The 19,827-nt window shown below is 39.4% G+C and carries 16 protein-coding genes; 14 read left to right on the forward strand and 2 right to left on the reverse strand.

Annotation, left to right across the window (positions count from 1 at the left end; translation table 11 throughout):
- Positions 1 to 21 precede the first annotated feature (21 nt).
- The 11 genes from ACQKMH_RS05945 (at position 22) to ACQKMH_RS05995 (ending at position 14,500) form a co-directional block, all read left to right on the forward strand.
- Entirely contained in the window at positions 22 to 1,269 is a 1,248-nt protein-coding gene (locus ACQKMH_RS05945; RefSeq protein WP_427586495.1) for a glutamate-5-semialdehyde dehydrogenase, read from the forward strand.
- An 80-nt stretch (positions 1,270 to 1,349) separates the two neighbouring features.
- Positions 1,350 to 1,796 carry a general stress protein gene (locus ACQKMH_RS05950; protein WP_427586496.1) on the forward strand — a complete coding sequence of 149 codons (447 nt, stop codon included), beginning with the start codon at positions 1,350 to 1,352 and terminating at the stop codon, positions 1,794 to 1,796.
- Between the two features lie 658 nt (positions 1,797 to 2,454).
- Positions 2,455 to 4,386 carry a sigma 54-interacting transcriptional regulator gene (locus ACQKMH_RS05955; RefSeq protein ID WP_427586497.1) on the forward strand — a complete coding sequence of 644 codons (1,932 nt, stop codon included), beginning with the start codon at positions 2,455 to 2,457 and terminating at the stop codon, positions 4,384 to 4,386.
- A gap of 187 nt (positions 4,387 to 4,573) precedes the next feature.
- On the forward strand, positions 4,574 to 5,548 hold the full coding sequence (locus ACQKMH_RS05960; RefSeq protein WP_427586498.1) for a hydroxyacid dehydrogenase: 975 nt from the start codon (positions 4,574 to 4,576) through the stop codon (positions 5,546 to 5,548).
- 76 nt (positions 5,549 to 5,624) lie between these two features.
- Positions 5,625 to 5,816: a DUF3311 domain-containing protein gene (locus ACQKMH_RS05965; protein ID WP_427586499.1), complete on the forward strand. Its 192-nt coding sequence runs from the start codon at positions 5,625 to 5,627 to the stop codon at positions 5,814 to 5,816.
- Complete coding sequence (locus ACQKMH_RS05970; protein WP_427586500.1) at positions 5,816 to 7,312, forward strand: sodium:solute symporter family protein; 1,497 nt, start codon at positions 5,816 to 5,818, stop codon at positions 7,310 to 7,312. Before ACQKMH_RS05965 ends, ACQKMH_RS05970 begins: the two co-directional genes overlap by 1 nt.
- A gap of 79 nt (positions 7,313 to 7,391) precedes the next feature.
- Positions 7,392 to 9,056 (forward strand): thiamine pyrophosphate-dependent enzyme, encoded by a 1,665-nt coding sequence (locus ACQKMH_RS05975; protein WP_427586501.1) that lies wholly within the window; start codon positions 7,392 to 7,394, stop codon positions 9,054 to 9,056.
- Positions 9,057 to 9,139: 83 nt separating this feature from the next.
- Positions 9,140 to 10,315: a Glu/Leu/Phe/Val family dehydrogenase gene (locus ACQKMH_RS05980; RefSeq protein ID WP_427586502.1), complete on the forward strand. Its 1,176-nt coding sequence runs from the start codon at positions 9,140 to 9,142 to the stop codon at positions 10,313 to 10,315.
- A 93-nt stretch (positions 10,316 to 10,408) separates the two neighbouring features.
- Positions 10,409 to 11,836: an amino acid permease gene (locus ACQKMH_RS05985; protein ID WP_427586503.1), complete on the forward strand. Its 1,428-nt coding sequence runs from the start codon at positions 10,409 to 10,411 to the stop codon at positions 11,834 to 11,836.
- Between the two features lie 122 nt (positions 11,837 to 11,958).
- Positions 11,959 to 13,401 (forward strand): aldehyde dehydrogenase family protein, encoded by a 1,443-nt coding sequence (locus ACQKMH_RS05990; protein ID WP_427586504.1) that lies wholly within the window; start codon positions 11,959 to 11,961, stop codon positions 13,399 to 13,401.
- 67 nt (positions 13,402 to 13,468) lie between these two features.
- A complete protein-coding gene (locus ACQKMH_RS05995) occupies positions 13,469 to 14,500 on the forward strand; it encodes an aromatic ring-hydroxylating oxygenase subunit alpha (RefSeq protein ID WP_427586505.1) in 1,032 nt (343 codons plus the stop codon).
- 197 nt (positions 14,501 to 14,697) lie between these two features.
- On the opposite strand, the gene ACQKMH_RS06000 is transcribed toward ACQKMH_RS05995, so the two are convergent.
- Positions 14,698 to 15,144 (reverse strand): DUF5392 family protein, encoded by a 447-nt coding sequence (locus ACQKMH_RS06000; protein WP_427586506.1) that lies wholly within the window; start codon positions 15,142 to 15,144, stop codon positions 14,698 to 14,700.
- 522 nt (positions 15,145 to 15,666) lie between these two features.
- On the opposite strand from ACQKMH_RS06000, the gene ACQKMH_RS06005 reads away from it, so the two are divergent.
- A complete protein-coding gene (locus tag ACQKMH_RS06005) occupies positions 15,667 to 16,047 on the forward strand; it encodes a hypothetical protein (protein WP_427586507.1) in 381 nt (126 codons plus the stop codon).
- Positions 16,037 to 16,513 (forward strand): hypothetical protein, encoded by a 477-nt coding sequence (locus ACQKMH_RS06010; protein WP_427586508.1) that lies wholly within the window; start codon positions 16,037 to 16,039, stop codon positions 16,511 to 16,513. The genes ACQKMH_RS06005 and ACQKMH_RS06010 overlap by 11 nt, the downstream gene beginning before the upstream one ends.
- Positions 16,514 to 16,639: 126 nt before the next feature.
- Here the strand turns inward: ACQKMH_RS06010 and ACQKMH_RS06015 are convergent, their stop codons facing one another.
- Positions 16,640 to 17,755, reverse strand: a complete 1,116-nt coding sequence (locus ACQKMH_RS06015; RefSeq protein WP_427586509.1) for a GerAB/ArcD/ProY family transporter — start codon at positions 17,753 to 17,755, stop codon at positions 16,640 to 16,642.
- Positions 17,756 to 18,109: 354 nt separating this feature from the next.
- Between ACQKMH_RS06015 and ACQKMH_RS06020 the strand changes: the two genes are divergently transcribed.
- The gene (locus ACQKMH_RS06020) at positions 18,110 to 19,810 is read left to right on the forward strand and encodes a spore germination protein (protein ID WP_427586510.1); all 1,701 of its coding nucleotides are present in this window, start codon (positions 18,110 to 18,112) and stop codon (positions 19,808 to 19,810) included.
- The last annotated feature ends 17 nt before the right edge of the window (positions 19,811 to 19,827 follow it).

The raw sequence follows: 19,827 nt of genomic DNA on the forward strand, positions 1-19,827 counted from the left end.
GGAAAAGGGGGCAATTTGAAAATGAGTGAAGTGATTGCGAAAGGAAAGGCAGCGAAAGCAGCCAGTTATCAGCTAATCGGATTGACAACGGAAAAGAAGAATGAAGCACTTGAGAAAATTGCCAATCAACTTATTATCGATAAAGATTTTTTGATAAAAGAAAACCAAAAGGATCTGGAAGATGGCAGGAAAAAAGGCTTCAGTGAGTCTACATTGGATCGAATTATGTTAAATGGTAACCGTATAGATGACATGGCTGCGGCCATTATGCTTTTAATCGATTTAAATGATCCAATTGGGGAACAATTGGAGACGATCGAAAAAGAGAATGGTTTATTAATTAAAAAGTTACGGGTGCCGATCGGTGTAATCGGGATGATTTATGAAGCAAGGCCGAACGTGACCATCGATGCAGCTACATTATCCTTGAAAACGGGGAATGCAGTGCTTTTAAGGGGCAGCTCGTCAGCCAAGAACTCGAATATGGCCCTAGTCTCCTCCATTCATAAAGCATTAGGGTATACGGAAATCCCTGTGGAAGCTGTTCAGTTGATCGAGGATACGAGCCGTGAAACCGCTAAGGAACTTTTTCATCTTAATGAGTATTTAGATGTTTTGATTCCCCGCGGTGGAAAGAATTTAATTGAAACGGTCATTAAGGAGTCCACTGTTCCCGTCCTCGAAACGGGGGCAGGTAATTGTCATATTTTCATCGATCAAACGGCAGATATCACCATGGTCGAGAAGATTGTATTGAACGGTAAAACACAGCGGCCTTCGGTATGCAATGCAATTGAGAGTCTTTTAATACACGAAAAATGGTTTGAAGAAAATGGAAAACGGATTTTGGAAATCCTCGACGAAAAGGGTATTGAAGTTTACGGAGACAAAGCAGTTTGTAACGCTTTTCCGAAAGCGAAAACGGCTACGGAGGAAGATTGGTCAACTGAATACCTAGCATTGAAAATCAGCGTGAAAGTGGTAAACGGTGTATCGGATGCCATTGAACACATTAACCAATACGGTACGAAACATTCCGAAGCAATCCTAACAGAAGATGAACAAAACGCTTCCTTATTTTTAACTAAAGTAGATGCAGCAGCAGTTTATCACAATGCTTCCACTCGCTTTACAGACGGTTTTGAATTCGGTTATGGAGCAGAAATCGGCATATCCACGCAAAAGCTTCATGCACGTGGACCAATGGGTTTACCTGCCTTAACATCGAGCAAGTATTTCATTTATGGCCAGGGGCAAATCCGGGAGTGACATTCATTTTTGCATAGAAGGTTATTAAAACTCAATTAAGGGTATTGTATAGTACATTACTTTTAAAGGAGCAGATACTCATGGACAAGAGGTTTATAGCAATATATGAAAATGAAAATGAAGCGATTTCGGCAGTCGGAAATTTAAAGGAACGAGGATATACCTCCGATCAAATATCAGTAGTAGCAAAAAACATTGATAACTTACCAAATGAAGCTGAGGAAGTCAGCCCAGCAAAGACTGATGGATTGGTAGCTGGGGCAGCAGCTGGAGGAGCTGTCGGATTGACAGGCCTACTTATTGGAATGAGTGCATTAGCCGTACCGGGAATTGGTCCGATTTTGGCAGCAGGCCCGATTTTCGCCACGTTTGGCGGAGCGGCAGCCGGTGCAGCATCAGGAGCAGGCGGATTGAGGAAGCCATTATTGGATATTGGACTGAAGGAAGCGGAAGTCGATAAATATGTGGAAGACATCAAGTCCGGGAAAGTTCTTGTCATTGCCGATCCTTTATTAGTTCGTAAGTAAAAACCGCCAAGAAAGAACAATTTACGAAGATTGACAACAAACCCTGTCCTCAAATACCCAATATGTGTTTATTGAATAACCCCGTTCAGGATTACTTGAACGGGGTTTAGAATTTTATTGTCTGTCACTAAAAAATCAAAAGGATTTCCCCATTTGTATGAAGAATATAAGGAATATGTACTATTAGTGTGAAAGGAATGAAACTTATGGAAAATAAAATAGGTGATGAATAACATGATATACCAGTAATTTGTTTTTATACTGAAGTTCATGTTACATGCGTATTCTAACGATGCAGATCAGAGGAACATAAACATTCGAAGAAAAAGGTTAGTGGCGTTTGAATGTGACCACCCATACCCTTTAAAAAGGTGACTAATGTTTTTGGATCATTATAAAAACATTCGAAAAAACCCACGATAACAGGGTTTTTTATTTTTCAAAAGAGATTTTTCAAAAATGAAATATCTAAGTAAATGGCGGACGATTAATTTTTTAGGAATGTGTCAATTGGTAATTAGGATAGTAAGCCATATACTTTTCATAATGATCGAAAATTTTTGCTTGCCATTCTTAGCTATCTCAATTATATCAAGTCCTTGTTTGATGCCAGTGGATTATATATCCAATAAACCTATATGATTTTGAGGTGTGTGCTTTGATAAAAATTAAACTCGTTGTTCCTCGAAAAGGGTATATAACGGATGCTTTTGAAAGATTTGAGGAATTCAACCAATTGGAAGAAGCGGAAAATAATGATGATGGTTCAGTGAAGTTTGCGTTAGAGGAGGTAGTTGTGGATGCTGATCAGATTGTGAAGCTGAAGCTTGATGCTGATGTAGTCATCTCGCGGGGATTAATTACGAAGCTTTTAAAAGAATGCAATGAATTAATTCCTATCGTTGATATACCTGTACAAGGTATAGATCTCATTCGTTGTCTGTATGATTGCAAGGCACGTTTTGGCAGTAAAAAAGTGGCCGTTATTGGAGCGTTAAATATGATATATGGCGTGGAAAACCTTTCTGATATCGTTGATTTGCCAATTCAGTCCTATATATTAAATGATATCGAGTCCTCCGCCAGTTTAGTAGATTTAGCGGTCAGTGATGGCTGTGAGGTGGTGCTAAGTGGTTTAAGTACCTGTAAATATGCTGAAGAGATAGGATTGGGAGCCATTCTCGTTAATACTGGAAAGGAATCATTCCGGCAGGCGTTGATCGAGGCGAAAAGAGTAGCTCTTGTCAGTAGAAGGGAACAGGAGAAGACCAAGCGCTATCAAACGATTCTTAATTATGCCTATGAAGGGGTTATTGCTATAGATTTAAAAGGGCAAATATCTGTATTTAATACGGCGGCACAGGAGATATTATCCATTTCCAAGGGGAGCTTAATTGGAAATTCTATAAACGAAATAATAAAGCATGGAAAATTTCGTGATATGCTGTTAAGTAACGATGAATACGAAAAAGATATTGTTGCTTACCAATCTATTCAATTATCGGTAAAAAAAGTTGGAATATTTTTAAAAGGTAAAAAAGTGGGGGATATGGTTGCCTTTCAAGATGTTACACGCATTCAGGAGATGGAAGGGAAATTCTATCGGAAGTTACATTTACGCGGACATGTGGCTAAGTACACATTTGATGATATATTGTATCGGGGTCCCGAAATTAAGCGGACGATTGAAACAGCTCAACATTATAGTGAAGTAGATTCAAACATACTTATAATTGGAGAAACGGGAACGGGCAAGGAAATATTTGCCCAAAGCATACATAATCATAGCAGCCGGAAAAATAAACCGTTTGTGGCCATTAATTGTGCGGCGCTTCCCGAAAATTTATTGGAAAGTGAGCTCTTCGGATATGCAGAAGGAGCATTCACGGGGGCTATGAAAGGCGGAAAGCAAGGGTTTTTTGAACTTGCTCATAGAGGTACCATCTTTTTGGATGAAATAGGAGAAATCTCCCCAAAAATGCAGAGCCGCCTGCTTCGTGTCCTGCAAGAGCGGGAAATTATGCGCATTGGCGATGATAAGGTAATTCCGGTTGATGTGAGAATTGTGTCGGCAACGAACAAAGACCTCATGCAAATGGTCAAAAGTAATGACTTTCGCGAGGATCTGTATTATCGCTTGAGTGTACTGGACCTTGTATTGCCTCCACTTCGGGAACGCAGGGAGGATATTCCGTTATTGGTGAATGCTTTTATTCAGAAAGGTCACTCGGATCAAAAACAAATTAAGATTACGGATGCTGCCAAGAAAAAACTGAGTGAAGAGAACTGGGAAGGGAATATTCGCCAATTGCAAAATTTTTGTGAGCGATTAAGCGTTCTGTATAAAGACAAGTTAATTGATGTGTACGATATCGAAATGTTTTTTCCGAATAAGAGTAAAAAGAAAATAGTGTTGAAACGAGAGGAAGAAAGCGGGATGACGCCTGGAATACATTTATCCGAGCGTGAAAGAATTGTTCAAACGTTAATAAGGGTTAATTATAATAAGGGAAAAGCTGCCTCTGAGTTAGGGATGAGTCGCACGACTTTATGGAGAAAGATGAAAAATTTACATATTGAAACAAATTGAAACATAATGAAACAAATTAATTCGTTTTGAAACAATGTGTTAACTTTATTTATGTCTTGATTAAGAACGAAAAGGCTTGTTTCATGGATAATACTGATGTTTTTTATGTTGGCACAATTATTGTATATATACAAAGGAGTAGGAAAGTTTTTTTCCTTCCAGGTTAACAAGAAAGGGTGGTGGACATGTGAGTCATTTAGTGTATATTCCTCAAGATATTGAGAAAGAGGGCAAAAGTTATTTAGTAGAAAGAGGCTATAAGATTAAAGTAGGGTCTGACCTGGCGCAAGAAATTCTTATCGAAGAAATCAAGGATTGTGATGCAGTATTAACGAGATCTACGGCTGTATTAAATAAAGATGTTATTCAAGCAGCTGAAAACCTCAAAGTAATCGCTAAGTATGGAGTGGGCTTGGACAATATTGATATCGAAACAGCTACAAAGCGTGGAATTTATGTAACAAATACGCCAGAGGCAAATGCGAATGCTGTAGCTGAACATGTAATGGCATTGATTTTATCATTGTCCAAAAACTTAAACTTGGCTGATAAAGAGCTGCGCAGTGGGAATTTTGCTATCCGTAATCAAATTTTTGGCATGGACTTGGAAGGCAAGACGTTGGGGATTATTGGACTAGGTAGAATCGGCAGAATACTGGCCAAAAAGGCCTCGAATGGCTTCGATATGAAAGTAATTGGCTACGACCCCTATGTTACAGCCGGCATGAACTCGGAATTAGAGATAGTAACAGATTTAGAATGGTTATTCAGAAACTCTGATGTTATAAGTCTGCATCTGCCGTTAACGAAAACCACAAAGGGTATAATAGGAAGCCGTGAGTTTACCTGGATGAAACCTTCTTCCTATTTTGTAAACGCTTCCAGGGGCGGTGTAGTGAAGGAAAGTGATTTAGTACATGCTTTGCAAGCGGGCGAAATTGCCGGCGCTGGAATAGACGTATTTGAAGTTGAGCCTCCTGATAAATGGAATCCTCTTTTTAAATTGGATAATGTGATTGTCAGTCCTCATAATGCGGCATTGACGAAGGAAGGGTCGATACGGATGGCTGTACATGCAGCCATGCAAGTGGAACAAGTTCTTACTGGTGTAAAACCGAATTGGGCTGTAAATGAGCCCTTAACTAAAGGGGTGTCAATGTAAGTACACGTATGTTTTATTAAAATAGCAAGATATTAAAAAGTTCAGTTTGGCATTTGTTGATAAGGATGGTGAACAAATGAAGAAAATAATCTATGTGATAAGTGTGATACCAGCACTCGGCTCGCTTGTTGTTATCAATCGAATTGAACCTTATGTTTTAGGGATGCCATTTGTTCTTTTTTGGGCCATATTATGGGTATGTCTTACATCTGTGTTTTTGATGATTGCTAATAAACTTGATCCTTCAACCAAGGAGGAAGAAGACTGATGAATGCAGCCCTGCTTGTTATCTCTTTCTTTCTCGTTTTGTGTATTTGGTTAGGACTTCAAGCACGAAAAGGTAAAAATATGAGTTTGGAACAATGGGCTATAGGTGGAAGAGGTTTCGGCAGCTTTTTACTCTTCTTTTTGATAGCAGGTGAAATGTTTACGACATATACGTTTCTGGGGGCCAGCGGCGGAGCTTATAGATCCGGTATGCCTCCTGCCTTATACGCTTTCAATTGCTTCTATTTTGTAATCGCCTATTGGCTGTTGCCGCCAATTTGGAGGTATGCTAAAAAAAACAATGTCATATCTCAATCTGATTTTTATGACAAAAAGTACAATAGTCCGGCTTTAGGTGTTCTTGTGGCGGTAATTAGCGTTATTTCAATTATTCCTTATCTGATCATGCAGTTAAAAGGGCTAGGAATAATCGTATCGGAAGCCTCCTATGGGTCCATCTCTCCTAATGTGGCTATAGTTGTAAGTGTAATTGCCATCACAATTTATGTAACGGCTTCAGGAATGCATGGTGTTGCATGGACGGCCGTCATTAAAGATATTATGATTTTGGCAGTTGTCGTCTTTATGGGGATTTATTTTCCACTTCATTATTACGGTGGTTTGCAGCCGATGTTTGAAGCAATCGATACAGCAAAACAAGGATTATTGATATTCCCTGAACAAGGAATGAGTATCTCTTGGTTTATTTCCGCTACGATTATGACGGCACTTGCTTTCTATATGTTTCCTCATATGTTAGCGGGAGTGTTCTCTGCAAAAAGTCCAAAATCACTTCGTTGGAATGCTGGAATTATGCCAATTTATCAAGTAATCATCATTTTTTCACTTTTTATTGGTTTTTCTGCGATACTTCAAGTTCCGAATTTACAGGGAGCAGAAGCAGATTTAGCTTTATTTAAAATGGCGAAGATGTCATTCGATCCCTGGTTTGTTGGAGTGATTGGAGCATCTGGGGCGATGGCTGCCCTAATACCTAGTTCACTCGTGTTGACGGCTACGGCCACGATACTTTCAAAAAATGTATATAAGGTGTGGAAACCGAATACATCAGATGAACAACTTCGGAGATTGAGCAGGATGTTAGTACCGGTCATTTCTATCGTGACTCTATACTTTACGTTCAATGGCGGGGAGTCAATTTTTACGTTGTATCTTATGGCATATAGCTTCATGGCACAGTTGTTCCCAGCCCTATTTTTCAGTCTGTGGAAAAAGAATCCCGTTACCGTTCAAGGAGCTTTTGTCGGTATGATTGTTGGAATTCTGCTTGTCATATACTCGACTACTTCAGGTACGACGCTTGCCACATTATTTCCATCACTACCGCAAGCAATACAGGATCTTGATGTGGGGTTAGCTGTATTACTTATAAACATTGCAGTAACTTTGGGGGTTAGTGCTGTGACAAGAAAAACTTCAATCAATGTGGAAGAAGAGGATGAACGAGTTTCGGGTATGGGGAAACTTGTTAAATAATAGTAAGAATGAGTTCAACATTCATCTAAATATAAATTACTAGAACAAAAACACGTTTTTGAAAGCGGGAGGCTGGATTATGAAAGTCAATGGAGGAAGAGCGGTCGTAGAAGTAATGGCTAAAGAAGGGGTAAAAAAAGCTTTTTGTGTACCAGGTGAAAGCTATCTTAGTGTAATGGACGCACTATATCAACATTCTGAAATAGAACTTATTTCCGCCAGACATGAAGGTGGTGCCTCTTTTATGGCGGAAGGGTATGCGAAGGCTTCTGGTGAGGTAGGAGTTTGCATGGCAACACGTGGAGTGGGTGCGACAAACTTAGCTATCGGTATCCATACTGCTGCTCAAGATTCAACCCCTTTGGTTGCGCTTATTGGGCAGGTTGAACGCCCTTTTAAAGAAAAGGAAGCATTTCAGGAAGTAAATTTGACGGGCTTTTTCAGTCATTTATGTAAATGGACGGTAGAAATCGATCGCGTCGAAAGGATCCCGGAATTATTGCAACGGGCGTTTCATATGGCACGGTCGGGACGTCCGGGCCCTGTATTAGTGTCTTTGCCGCATGACATGTTAGAAGATGAGGCAGAGTTGAGAATCAATCCTTCTTATCGCTCACTTCCTCCTCAACCACATATGGAAGATGTGAAGCAGGCGATAGGGACGTTACGAAACGCGAAGCGCCCCGTATTGATTGCTGGTGGCGGTGTGATTCATGCTAGGTCTAACAGGCTGCTTGTACAGTTTGCCGAGGTCATGAAACTACCTGTTGTTACCGCTTTCCGCCGATTCGACGCGTTTCCGAATTCACACCCTTGCTATGCAGGATGGCTTGGGTTTGGGACACCTCAATATTTACTTGATGCAATCCGAGATGCAGATGTTGTTTTGGCGTTAGGGACGAGATTCTCTCAAGTAGGAACACAAGATTACACCCTGCTTTCTAAAAATACAAAACTGATCCATGTGGATATTTGTCCCGATAATTTTGGTAAAGTGTATGCTCCTTCTCTTGCCATTGAAGCCGATGCCAAGAGTTTCTTAGAACAAGCACTGCAAGCGCAAGGTTCAGATCCTTCTATTTCAAATGAAGATAATGTGAAAGAATTGCACGATAAATATATGGAATTTTCTGAACCAAAGCCCGACTACACAGAAGATTTCGTGGACATGGACGGATTCATGCATGACATTGCTGCCAGTCTTCCAAAGGATACAATTATTACAAATGATGCAGGCAACTTTTTTGGATGGCTATCGAGATATTATCGCTTTGAACATGAAAACACTTATGTGGGGCCAACATCGGGGGCCATGGGATATGGACTGCCTGCGGCAATAGGGGCAAAACTGGCGCAGCCTCACAAACATGTGGTTTCTTTTTCAGGAGATGGCGGCTTTATGATGACTCTCCAGGAGATTGAAACGGCTGTACGATATAAAATTCCGACCATATCCATTGTTGTGAACAACAATATTTACGGAACCATTCGCGCACATCAAGAAAGGCATTTTCCAAATCGGGTCGTTGGAACTGACTTGTCCAATCCTAATTTTGCCGAATTGGCCCGCTTATTTGGAGCGCATGGTGAAAAGGTTGAAAAAAATAGTGAATTTGCACCAGCGCTGCAAAGGGCGATTGCTTCTGGGCTTCCGGCTGTTATCGAGGTTACAGTCAATCCAAAGATACTTTCTGTAGGCCAAGACAAGAAAGAAGTACACGAAAATCTCGTGTCCAACAAATAGTTGCTGGCATTAATGCTTAGGTATTGTTTGCATTAGAAGGTAATAGGAACGAATAATAGGAAGGTTTTGGGGAGGTTTCAAAGATGTTAAAACCATATTTAGTTGTCGAATGGAATGATACGGAAACAGATGCAAAAGGCTGGCTGGTCGTTCATAATTTTGTGAAAGGCTACGCAGGCGGCGGTACGAGAATGCATCCAACGGTTACAAGAGAAGAGGTAGAAAGGTTAGCTGAGGCGATGGCTTATAAGTATGTAGCGTGTGAGTCTGAGACGACTGGCGGTTGTAAAGCGGGAATTGCCTATGATTATAAAGCGCCAGACGCGTATGCAGTATTAAGAAGATTTTTACTTGCGATGATGCCTTATATAGACATCGGGGTATCTTTAGGCAGTGATTTAGGTACAAAATATGACGATGTGCTCAAAATATTTAAAGAATTCGGTATTGATATCCCTCTTACGAAATCAATGAAGAAAAACCCGAATGTTCTGCAAGGGATAAAAGACTTCGATGAACTGTTGACGACAAAAATTGACGGGTTGTTTTTAAACGATGTCGTTACGGGCTACGGTGTAGCATTTTCTGCAGATGAAGCTTGGAAATTTAATAGCGGAAAAGATGGAGCGAGAGTTGTCATTCAAGGATTCGGATGCGTAGGAGCAAGCTGCGCATTGAAAATGTCTCAGTTGGGTTATAAAGTGGTTGGAATTTCTGATGCAGCCCTTTTAGTAACGTGTGAAGAAGGATTAGATGTCCAAAAGCTTATTGATCATAAGAATTTGTACGGAGAAATGGATAAAGCCTTTTTTGAACCGCATTATGATGTAAGGTCGAACACGGAATGGCTCGATATAGATTGCGACATCTTAATTCCGTCCGCACTCGAAGATGTCATCCACAGTTCCAATGCTAATAGCGTAAAAGCAAGCTTAATTGTGGAAGCGGCAAACATTCCCCTTTCTCCTGAGGGGGACGAAATCATAAAACAAAGAGGAATTGATCTTGTCAATGATTTCGTAGCCAACCTGGGGGCGATAAGATTTTATGATGTGATTATTTTCGGACTAGTTAAACCAAACCCACAAGCTGTAGTTGATGATATTGAAAAACTATGTAGAAAAAATACGTATCAGTTGTTTACGGAGGCAAAAAAACAAAATAAATATCAAAGAGAGGTAGCTTATGAAATATTTAAACCGACAATAAGCTACTTGCTAGAATATGGGGAGCCTTCCGAAGCGTTAGCTGCACAATGATGTGTTTTAATTTCAGAATAATGAGAACTCTCGTTATCTCGTGTTAATTAAAGGTGTTTAGGCCAGTTATTCGATTAGAAACGGGGGGTATTCATGCAAACAGTACCTGAAAATCAGCCAAAAGAATTACAGCGATCAATGAAGAGTAGACATTTATTTATGCTCTCCTTAGGTGGGGTAATTGGAACAGGTCTTTTCCTGGGATCAGGTTATGCGATCGGGGAAGCCGGACCCGCAGGAGCGATTCTTGCCTATTTGGTCGGTGGTTTATTAATGTACTTGGCGATGATATGTCTCGGTGAATTATCGGTAGTGATGCCGGTGTCCGGTTCCTTTCAGGTCCATGCAACGAAATTTATTGGACCCGCCACTGGTTTTGTCATTGGATGGATTTACTGGCTGAGCTGGGCTCTATACGTAGGCCTGGAATTTGTAGCGGCTGGTTTGCTCATGACTAGATGGTTTCCTGATATACCAGTATGGGTTTGGTGCACGATATTTACCGTCCTTTTGTTCACTATTAATGCGTTAACAACTAGAAGTTTCGCAGAAACAGAGTACTGGTTCTCAGGGATTAAAGTACTTGCCGTTATTTTGTTCATCATTATCGGTGGGGCAGCAATGTTTGGTTTGATTCATATGGACGCACAACCTGCTCCGTTTTTTTCTAATTTTATAGGTGATGGACTATTCCCTACAGGATTTACAGGTGTGTTTGTATCGATGATGACGGTCGTTTACGCTTTCCAGGGATCGGAAATCATGGGGGTTGCAGCAGGAGAGACGGAAAACCCGCAACAGAGCATCCCGAGAGCGATTCGAAATATCGTAATACGTGTGTTGCTATTTTATGTACTAGCAATCTTTGTCTTGTCGGCTATCGTTCCGTGGCAAGAAGTTGGGGTGATGGAAAGCCCATTTGTTACAGTGTTTGAAATGGTAGGTATTCCTTATGCTGCCGACATTATGAATTTCGTAATTTTGACGGCAGTCCTTTCTGTGGGGAACACGGGTCTGTTTGCTTGTACGAGGATTCTTTTCTCCCTTTCTCAAAACGGTATGGCGCATGCTTCATTTGGAAAGCTCAATCGGCGCGGTATACCTATTAACGCCTTACTTGTCAGTATGGTCTTTGCCTTGCTGTCGTTACTTACTAGTGTAGTAGCAGAAGAAACGTTATTTGTTGTGTTACTTTCTATAAGCGGGGTTGGAGGATTACTTACTTGGATAGCAATTGCGTTGGCACAGTACAGATTCCGGAAACAATATATCAGAGAAGGTGGAAAGGTTGAAGATCTGAAGTATAGAGTACCTTTCTTCCCGGTAGCCCCGATTCTCTGCATTCTAATGTGTCTAGGTATATTCGTTTTCACCGCTTATGACCCGACACAGCGTAATTCGTTGTATTGGGGATTAGGTTTCGTCGTTGCTTGCTATTTATTTTACTATTTAAGATATACGAGAAGGAAAATAGAGGTTCCGGCCTTATCAAACGAACCGCCCAATGATTTCGTTCAATAGAAATTATTGTTCATATGCCGACAAAGTGAAACCATATGATTTTACACGTATGGTGAGAATCATTTAAGAGTTTTCCAGTTATAAAGAAAATCTACCATCAATAGAATGTGGGAGGAAATTGTATGCGTTACTTAAATTATATTAATGGAAAATGGAAAGAACCAACTACTGGGGAGTATAAGGAAAACCTTAGTCCCCATAATGGAGAAAATTTAGGGGAATTTCCATCTAGTGCGGCCGCAGATTTACATGATGCAGTGGCTGCCGCAAAAAATTCATTTCCTGCTTGGAAAAAACTATCGTTTCAGCAAAGGGCTTCATACTTGCAGAAAGCGGCTGATATTTTGAAAAAGAATATGCAGGAAGTAGGTCGGGATTTGATAAAGGAAGAAGGAAAAACATTCTTGGAAGGGATGGGGGAAGCCAATCGAGCTGTTAGCATTCTTGAATATTATGCTGCTGAAGCCCGGCAGCCAATAGGAGAAGTAATTCCTTCAGCGAATGCCAATACATTTTTGTACACAACTCGTACTCCGCTCGGTCCGGTGGGTTTGATTACACCATGGAACTTTCCAATTGCCATCCCTGTGTGGAAGCTGGCACCCGCCCTTATTTATGGGAATACAGTTGTAATTAAACCGGCTGATCTTACACCTAAGTCAGTCTATCATGTGATAAAAGCATTGGATGAAGCGGGTCTTCCGGCTGGAGTCATGAATTGTGTATTCGGAAGGGGTTCCGTCATTGGTGCTGAGTTAGTGGAACATCCGGATGTGAAGGCTATATCTTTTACCGGTTCGAATCAAGTAGGTCAGCAAATTCAAAAACAAGCCATTGAACATGGGAAGAAAGTGCAAGTGGAAATGGGAGGGAAAAACCCGCTCGTCGTACTAGCTGATGCTGATTTAGAAAAAGCAGTGGAAATTGCTGTAGGCGGAGCTTTTAAGTCCACTGGGCAAAAATGCACAGCCACTAGCAGGGTGATTGTCGAAGAAGGAATTTATGAAGCATTCCGTGACCGTCTTGTCGCCCGTACAAAAGAATTAAAAGTGGGCGACCCTCTCAACGAAAAAACATATATTGGTCCCTCTGTATCTAGATCACAACGCGATGGCGTGCTTGAAATGATTGATGCTGGGAAATCAGAAGCAACGTTATTGTGCGGAGGAGAGATTCCGACTGAAGAGGAATTGGTGAACGGTTTTTATGTACGACCGGCTATCTTTGAAAATGTTGCTCAACATGCCCGCATTGCACGTGAAGAAATCTTTGGACCAGTCATCGCACTTTTTAAGGCAGGAAATTATGAGGAAGCAGTTAAGATGGCGAATGATACCGAATATGGATTGAGCGCAGCAATTTGCACGAATAATTTAACGGCGGCTCAAAAGTTTATTGAAGATGTAGAAGTGGGTCTTGTCCATGTCAATTCGGAAACAGCAGGAACTGAACCGCAAATGCCATTTGGCGGATGTAAAAATTCAAGTGCAGGCAGCCGTGAACAAGGGAAGAGTGCAGTTGAATTCTATACAGAAGTCAAGACAGTCTATATGGATCGGGTATAACTAGAAATAAATGTACGAAGCGGTTTTATTGAAAAAAATCAGATAATTATCAGGAGGGATTTTCAATATGTCTACTAAAGAAAATGTACAGTTCAGCCCTACACTACCTTATTCAAGTTATGTCGATCCAGAGGTATTTAATGAAGAAAGAATAAAGATTTTCAGTAAAAATTGGATATTAGTTGGGCATGCCAGCCAACTTGAGAAAGTGGGCGATTTCTTGACATTGGATATCGCAGGTGAGCCTATTATTGTTACTCACGGTACTGATGGTGAACTGCGTGCTTTCTACAATATTTGTCCTCATCGCGGAATGAAAGTAGAAAACTCTGACAAAGGAAATAAAAAAGTTTTACAATGTGGATACCATGGATGGACGTTCAAATTAGATGGAAATGTAAATAGGGCTCCTAATTTTAAAACGAATGACCTGGGAGAACACAGCTGTATGAAATCCATTCGCTTAGAAGTTCAGAATGCTATGATTTTTGTCAATCTGGACAAAAATGCCGCTTCTCTGGCAGAAGTATATCAGGAGTTTTTAGAGGGAATGAAAGAGTATCCCTTCTTTGATTCTCTAAAACTAGTTAGAGAAACTAGGCGTGAAGTTAAAGCAAATTGGAAAGCTGTTGTGGACAACTACCTTGAATGTGATCATTGTTCCATTGCCCATCCTGGCTTTGCAAAATCTTTTGATATATCGAACTTTTGCACAACGACACATGACAAATTCACCTATCAGTATATGGCAGCTAGCAAGAATGCTGAAGGTGACCAAGCGCGCTTTTATTGGATTTGGCCAAATATGATGATTAACGTTTATCCAGGAGACGGGAATGTGAACACCATTCAAGTAGTTCCTGTTGATGCAGAGACATCACTAGGTATTTATCGTGATTATTCCCTCAATGAAATCACAACAAAAGAAAAAGAAGAATATTTTAAATTTGTTGATCAAGTAAGGCAGGAAGATTTTGACCTGGTGGAAAAATTGCAAAAAGGATTAAGTTCCCAGGCATTTTCAAATGGTATCTTTTCTCCGACTGAACATGCTGCTGTCTATTTTCACGAACTTATTGATAAGAACCTTCAAGACTAATTACTTTTTTGGAAAGGATCTATCGTAAAGTTGTCTTACCTCATTATGTAGACAGTTTCAAAGGCAAAGCAACCAACCCGTTTGAATCGGCAGGTTACCGATTCAAACGGGTTGAGGTGTTTTTTACCTATTTTTTTTAAAGCGCTAATCGTTGATTGATTCCAACGGTATAGTAAATTGCGAACTTCTTTTTGTATTTATTCCTCGTGTGAGGATCTGTTCATCCTTTGTTGTTCTTCAGAGAGAAACTCAAAAAAAACATTCATGGCAAATAGTGGCTGATCATTTACCCTTTTATAGTAATTACTTTTCCTGGAATCTGTTAAATAGTTACTTTTTTTCATTCTCTCCAACATATATTTTTGGCTCATTTTCACTATTTCTTTTTGATTGTGTTTATTTTCTTTTAAGAGAGCAAATCCAACAGCTCCTACCAATGCATAAATTCCAAGAGCAATTTTCGAGATGGGTAATGATTCGCCCTTAAATAAAAGGAAAAAAAGATTAATGATGGAAAAACCTATCATCACAGTTGATAAAAGTCTGTATTTCATATTTTTTTTCAACAAGGGAGATAATGTTGATTGAAGTTCTTCCATTTCGGCTTGCATGAAACGCGGTATCTTATTTATTTTTATATTCATTGTTTCCTCCTTATTATCTTGCATGCATTCAATAAGTATGATACACGATAAAATCACACCTATTTAATGAATCAGGAAAGGAACCTAATAGTATATATCTTATCGTTTTGAAGGACATTTGTCATTTAATATACTTCAGGTGGGGATTCCGCTGAGAGTAAAAGTGAAAATGAATGTGAAGAAAAGAACAACGATGAAAAAAGCAAAGTGAAAGCTGTTGACTAATGAGAATCATCCATTCTCTCATGTTGTGGAAATTTAATATGCAGGATTAATACATGGAACCAAAATATAGTAACAAAGGTTTGATTCATCATTGAATAATGGTAAAATAGTATTTAAATGGAAGATGCAATAGGTGTTTTACCATCATAATTATTGAAGAATAGCCATCTCTCGCCTTTTTTTGTCATAAATACATGACTATTGTAATATTTAGTTCTTTTAAATCGAGTTTTGGTGCAAATCAATATATAATTAGAAAGCGAGATAATAGATATAAAGATTAAGGAGGGACATAGAATGATGGAATGGGCTCTAGTCATTTTGTTTGGTGCAGCAGTTTTACTGTTCATTTTGTCGTTTATTAAAAAGGATTCAATGAAAGTGGACAGTCAATTGGAAATGCTTGCTAGCAATTTTGGAGATGAAATGAATGTATTACATGAAAAAATCAGGAACATCGAGATAGATGCTGAAATTACGGTGCAAGAGGCAGGCATACTTGCCATGTCTTCCGAAAAGCGGAACTTGTTGCGTGAAGTTCTCGACTTACATAAGCGGGGCTATTCTTTTGAAAGCATCGCATTGAAAACAAAACAGCCGGAAAATGAAATAGAACGCTTGCTTACTCCTTACATAGTAACGAAGAATGAAAGGAGAAATGTTGCCAATGACATCTAAATCAATGCGCAGCTTTGCAGGGGGTCTTATTGTTGCCGCTGGATTGTGCGGTGCAGTATACTTTTTTGGGCCAGGTGAAGCGACCGGCACATCAGAGAAACTATCGGAAGATGATATGAAAGAGTCTCTGACCTCGAAAGGGTATGTTATTCATTCTGAAAAAGAATGGGAAGATCAGATAGCAGAAGAGCAATCTATTAAAGATAAGGCGGAAGCCGAAAAAGAAACAGAAAAAGAAAAAGAACCAACAGAAAAAATCATATACCGTACAGTTCTGAAAGTATCTAAAGGCTCGACAAGCATCGATGTAGGCAAAACCCTTCAAAAAGCAAAAGTCATTAAGAATGCCAATGAATTTTCTGACGAGGTTGAAAAAAAAGGCAAGGCCAACGGATTACGTCCAGGAACATATGAGGTAGATAGTGAGATGAAAACGGATAAAATCATATCCATCATATTTAAATGACCATAAAAAAACGACCATCTTTATGATGGTCGTTTTTTATGCTTTGAACTCCCATGCAATCATTTTAGGCTTAAGTAAAAACAGCCATGTTGTTTTTGGACTTGCGAGTCTCGTTTTCAAATCTAGCTATTTAAGTTCCTCTCTTTGTTTATTCATTGTGTTTTTAAGTTTAACGATAATAAGCAATAATAAAGGCATGATCAGACCAAAAGTCGATGCATAGAACAACCAAATATTTTTATTGAAATCTCCAGATACCTGGACCGTTGGAAAAATAATGATTGAAAGAAAGATCATAATCATTCCTAAAGCAGTAGTAAAAGGTCGATAATCTTTTAAATTGAATATATTTGTAAAGACAACTACCGATACATAGAAATACATCACCGTTCTGGTATAGGTTGTAATGATCCAAATCGTAGCAATGATAGCTTCAATTCGCACGAGGAAATTCCCAACATTAATCTTTTTCGCAAGAGTATAGCTTGGGGTGATATTTCTTGCTGTCGAATCGGGACCAAGAACTAATATATCCAGCATGATAATAAAAATTATAATGATTCCTCCGATTAATGTGCCAGTATAAAAAGCTTTTTCTCCTTCTTTCTTTTTATCGACCTTTGAAGGGGAAATCATTAAAAACATAACAGGTGACAGCGTAAACACGCTTATGAAAAAAAGTGTGGCCCGAATTACAGGCTTGGTGCCATTTTCTAATACTGGCTGTATGTTTACTATATTAGCTTGAGGAATACTAAAAACAATAAAAATAGTAAGTAATACTAAAACAGGTATGAAGAATATTTCCAACGTGCGTGTGAAAGTTTCAATACCAAGTCGCACTGTGAAGACTACAACTACAGCTAATAACATATTTAATGCTACAAGTGGTGTATCTGGCATCCAAAATATTTTAATGAAATTACCAACATAATAAGTGGTCTCGGCAGCTGTTGAAAAAGACCAGAAAAAAAATAAAAGGTTGATCAACTTTCCGATTGACCTACCGAAAACCTTTTCATTTATTTGATCCAAAGCTAGATCAGGATATAAATTTCCAACTCTGATGTAGAACCATACAAAAACTAATGCAACCCCTGTGCCGAGAAATGCCGCAAGCCACGCATCCTGCTTTGCAATGGTAGCTAAAGGAGAAGGAGTATGTAAAATAACTGTTCCAACTGAATACAAAAGGACTAAAATCATCAATTGATGAGATGAAATTTTGAAACTATCAGTCATTCTTATTCACCTTTGTGTTTGATCCTTCCTTCCTTAATACTTCTTAGTTTTGGCTATTCATGTTCAAGTTATTCACATCTGTAAATTATTAAGTAGCGTCAGGGCCTTTATTCCACGAGCCTCCCCGTTTCATATTCGAGCTATATTTCTCTTACCTTTTCCCTCAAAAAATCAATGGATGAATTTCATTAGAAACGCCTAAATACTAGTCCAATTATATGATGATTCATGTTCGGTGAATGGAATCAGAAAATCAATTTATTGAATGGACAAGTTTTTGCATTTTGATGGATATATTTGCATCTAAGGTGAAAACATACTATTAACAGGCTTTTGGTAATGAGGGGGTTAGCAGTGAAATCTCGAGTTCCTATACCATTAAGAAAGTTAATAAAAGATAAACAGTCAGTGAAAAGTAAAAAACAACATGCAGACCTAAATCAGAGTGGAAATCCAAACTCTAGCAAAACGCAAAAGAATGATCAAAACCAAAATCCTGGTCAAGACCAAAATAGATGTCAAGACTCAACTAATAATCAACCCAAACATATTTCTGCTGATCTTCATGATAATTTAAACCATATTAAGAAAACGTTAGGAAATAGTTCAGACATTGTGACTAGGGAATTTCAGGCCGGTAAAAATGGGGAAATTAAATTAGGCATCATTTACACGGAAGGATTATCCGACTCAGTTTCAATCCAAGATTTTATCCTCGACACTTTGATGGTTCAAATGCGTAACTCGGACTTAGATGTAAAGGTCCTTAATCATTCTGACTGGTTTCAAATGATAAAAGTACATACTCTTCCTGTAGGGGGAATATTGGAAATAACCGATTTTCAAAAACTTTTCCACCATGTTTTATCGGGAGACACGATGTTATTAATGGATGGCTCCCCAACAGGAATTGCACTCAGCTCAAGAGATTGGGCAGATCGCGGAGTGCAGGAACCATCCTCGCAAACTGTTGTAAGAGGACCAAAGGATGGATTTTCTGAAACACTACGTACAAATACAGCTTTAATACGACGTAGAATAAAAGATCCAAACCTATGGCTTGAAACAAAACAAATTGGAGAAAAAACACAAACAGACGTTGCAATTATGTACTTAAAAGGTGTTGCTGAAGATAAAATAGTTTCAGAATTACAAAGCAGGTTGAATCGAATCAATATAGATGCGATTCTCGAAAGTGGCTACATTGAAGAGTTCATACAGGATGAAGTATACACTCCATTTCCGACCGTTTATAATACGGAACGACCTGATGCGGTAGCCGCTGCCATTTTAGAAGGAAGGATTGCGATTCTTGTTGACGGAACGCCGTTTGTCCTTATCATTCCGGCTTTGATGGTCCATTTTTTCCAATCCAGCGAAGACTATTATCAACGGGCAGACATTGCAACGCTAATTAGAATATTACGGTATTTATCATTTTTCCTTGCCTTGCTTACACCGTCACTTTATGTAGCTGTCTCAACCTTTCATCAAGAAATGCTTCCTACCCCTTTGCTCATAAGTTTGGCTTCACAACGAGAGGGTGTTCCATTTCCAGCTTTTGTAGAGGCGATGCTGATGGAACTAGTGTTTGAAATCTTGCGTGAGGCAGGTGTGAGAATGCCTAGGGCAATCGGTTCGTCCATTTCCATCGTAGGTGCGTTAGTTATTGGACAGGCTGCTGTCGAAGCAGGGTTCGTTTCGGCAACAATGGTTATCATCGTATCCTTAACAGCCATCTGCAGCTTTGTGTTTCCATCCAATACTATGGCAATGGCTTTTCGGATGCTTCGTTTCTTGTTTATGATCCTTGCTGCAACATTTGGATTATATGGGATTATATTAGGGATGATCGGGATGGTCCTTCATTTAAATAGCTTACGATCTTTTGGATTACCATACTTAGCTCCAAATGCACCATTTATTTTACAAGATCAAAAAGATAACATCATTCGAATGCCGCATTGGTCACTAATAAAGCGTCCGCGTTTGGTCACTAAAAAAGCTACAGACAGAGGAGATGCCAGTTCTCCCAAACCACCTGGAAAAGGGTGAGATTATGAGGGTTCACG

The organism is Peribacillus sp. NPDC097895 (assembly GCF_050277555.1).
Classification (GTDB): domain Bacteria; phylum Bacillota; class Bacilli; order Bacillales; family DSM-1321; genus Peribacillus.

Excerpts from the sequence above, each read along its gene's own strand:
- ACQKMH_RS05970 (WP_427586500.1), top strand. The coding sequence starts at position 5,816 with ATGAATGCAGCCCTGCTTGTTATCTCTTTCTTTCTCGTTTTGTGTATT.
- ACQKMH_RS06010 (WP_427586508.1), top strand. The coding sequence starts at position 16,037 with ATGACATCTAAATCAATGCGCAGCTTTGCAGGGGGTCTTATTGTTGCC.
- ACQKMH_RS05990 (WP_427586504.1), top strand. The coding sequence starts at position 11,959 with ATGCGTTACTTAAATTATATTAATGGAAAATGGAAAGAACCAACTACT.
- ACQKMH_RS05985 (WP_427586503.1), top strand. The coding sequence starts at position 10,409 with ATGCAAACAGTACCTGAAAATCAGCCAAAAGAATTACAGCGATCAATG.
- ACQKMH_RS06015 (WP_427586509.1), bottom strand. The coding sequence starts at position 17,755 with ATGACTGATAGTTTCAAAATTTCATCTCATCAATTGATGATTTTAGTC.
- ACQKMH_RS06005 (WP_427586507.1), top strand. The coding sequence starts at position 15,667 with ATGATGGAATGGGCTCTAGTCATTTTGTTTGGTGCAGCAGTTTTACTG.
- ACQKMH_RS05975 (WP_427586501.1), top strand. The coding sequence starts at position 7,392 with ATGAAAGTCAATGGAGGAAGAGCGGTCGTAGAAGTAATGGCTAAAGAA.
- ACQKMH_RS06000 (WP_427586506.1), bottom strand. The coding sequence starts at position 15,144 with ATGAATATAAAAATAAATAAGATACCGCGTTTCATGCAAGCCGAAATG.
- ACQKMH_RS05980 (WP_427586502.1), top strand. The coding sequence starts at position 9,140 with ATGTTAAAACCATATTTAGTTGTCGAATGGAATGATACGGAAACAGAT.
- ACQKMH_RS05945 (WP_427586495.1), top strand. The coding sequence starts at position 22 with ATGAGTGAAGTGATTGCGAAAGGAAAGGCAGCGAAAGCAGCCAGTTAT.
- ACQKMH_RS05965 (WP_427586499.1), top strand. The coding sequence starts at position 5,625 with ATGAAGAAAATAATCTATGTGATAAGTGTGATACCAGCACTCGGCTCG.
- ACQKMH_RS05995 (WP_427586505.1), top strand. The coding sequence starts at position 13,469 with ATGTCTACTAAAGAAAATGTACAGTTCAGCCCTACACTACCTTATTCA.
- ACQKMH_RS05950 (WP_427586496.1), top strand. The coding sequence starts at position 1,350 with ATGGACAAGAGGTTTATAGCAATATATGAAAATGAAAATGAAGCGATT.